Raw genomic sequence first — 2,113 nt, 5'->3', positions numbered from 1 at the left:
TACGAGGACATGCTTTGTGCGCATGATCGGATCGCGCCGTATATCCGTCGTACGCCGGTGCGGGTGTCGGATTATCTGAGCGAGTTGGCGGGGTGCCGGCTGTTCTTCAAATGCGAGAACTTTCAGGAGCCGGGCGCGTTCAAGGTGCGCGGGGCCACCAACGCGGTCTTTGGACTGGACGAGGCGCAGGCGGCCAAGGGCGTGGCGACGCATTCGAGCGGCAATCATGCCTCGTGCCTGAGCTATGCCGCCATGCTGCGCGGCATCCCCTGCAACGTGGTCATGCCGCGCACCGCGCCGCAGGCCAAGAAGGACACGGTGCGTCGCTATGGTGGCGTGATCACCGAATGTGAGCCCTCGACGACCTCGCGCGAGGCGACGTTCGCCGAGGTGCAGGCCGCCACGGGCGGCGATTTCGTGCATCCCTACAACGATCCGCGGGTGATCGCCGGGCAAGGCACCTGTTCCAGGGAATTCATGGAGCAGACAGACGGGCTCGACATGGTGGTGGCCCCGATCGGGGGCGGCGGCATGATCGCGGGCACCTGCCTGACCCTGGCGACGCTGGCGCCGGAAACACAGGTGATCGCCGCCGAGCCCGAACAGGCCGACGACGCCTATCGCAGCTTCAAGGCGGGTCACATCATTGCCGATGATGCGCCCAGGACCATCGCTGACGGTCTGCTGGTGCCGCTCAAGGACCTGACCTGGCACTTCGTGTCGCACCACGTGTCCGAGATCTACACCGCCTCGGAGCAGGAAATCGTCGATGCGATGAAGCTGATCTGGAAGCACCTGCGCATCGTGATGGAACCCTCCAGCGCCGTGCCGCTGGCCACCATCCTCAAGAACCCCGACGCGTTTCGTGGCAAGCGCGTGGGCGTGATCATCACCGGCGGCAACGTCGATCTGGACAAACTGCCCTGGATGCAGGGCTGAACAGGAGAATTCCCATGAAAGACTCGATTGACCTGGGCGCCTACGAGGTCGGTTTCGACATTCCCGCCAAGCCGGGCATGGATGCCGCCGATATCCAGACGCCTGCCCTGGTGCTGGATCTCGACGCGCTCGAGCGCAACATCAGGAAGATGGGCGACTATGCCAAGGCGCATGGCATGCGCCACCGCGCGCATGGCAAGATGCACAAATCCGTCGATGTGTTGAAGCTGCAGATGGACCTGGGCGGTGCTATCGGCGTCTGCTGCCAGAAGGTCAGCGAGGCCGAGGTCTTTGCCCGCGCCGGCATCAAGGAGATCCTCGTTTCGAACCAGGTCCGCGATCCGGGCAAGATCGCGCGCCTCGTCCAGCTGCCGAAGCTGAGCGGAGGTGAGGTGATCGTCTGTGTCGATGATGTCGCCAACGTGGCGGACCTGTCGGCGGCGGCCGTCAAGGCAGGCACCCGGCTGGGTGTCTTCGTGGAGATCGACTGCGGTGCCGGGCGCTGTGGCGTGACCACCACGCCTGCGGTGGTCGAGATCGCCAAGGCTGTCGCCCAGGCGGACAACCTGACCTATCGCGGCATCCAGGCCTATCAGGGCGCGATGCAGCACATGGACAGCTTTGCCGACCGCAAGGCCAAGATCGATGCCGCCATCGCGCAGGTGCAGGATGCCGTGGATGCTCTGAAGGCGGACGGGATCGAGACCGACCTGGTGTCGGGCGGTGGCACGGGATCGTATTACTTCGAGAGCAATTCCGGCCTCTACAACGAACTCCAGTGCGGGTCGTATGCCTTCATGGATGCGGATTATGGCCGCATCCTCGATCACGAGGGCAAGCGCATCGATGCGGGTGAGTGGGAAAACGCCTTCTTCATCCTGACCTCGGTCATGAGCCACGCCAAACCCGACAAGGCGATCTGTGACGCGGGCCTCAAGGCGCAATCGGTCGATAGCGGGCTGCCGTTCATCTATGGGCGCGATGACGTGGAATATGTCAAATGCTCGGACGAGCATGGCGTGATCGCCGACCCGGACGGCGTGTTGAAGGTCAACGAGAAGCTCAAGCTGGTGCCCGGCCACTGCGACCCGACCGCCAATGTGCATGACTGGTATGTCGGCGTGCGCAACGGCAAGGTCGAATGCGTCTGGCCGGTCTCGGCCCGCGGCCGCGC

Annotated in this window: 2 protein-coding genes; both read left to right on the top strand. The window is 64.0% G+C overall.

Going from position 1 to position 2,113, the window contains the following annotated elements:
- On the top strand, positions 1-939 hold a 939-nt coding region (bhcB, locus tag MB818_RS21800), incomplete at its 5' end, for a beta-hydroxyaspartate dehydratase BhcB (protein ID WP_238906533.1).
- Positions 940-953: 14 nt separating this feature from the next.
- The coding region (gene bhcC / locus MB818_RS21795) for a 3-hydroxy-D-aspartate aldolase BhcC (RefSeq protein ID WP_238906530.1) at positions 954-2,113 on the top strand (1,160 nt) is incomplete at its 3' end.

This window comes from Ruegeria alba (genome assembly GCF_022321465.1).
Lineage (GTDB): Bacteria > Pseudomonadota > Alphaproteobacteria > Rhodobacterales > Rhodobacteraceae > Ruegeria_B > Ruegeria_B alba.
This window is presented reverse-complemented; position numbering and strand designations above follow the sequence as displayed.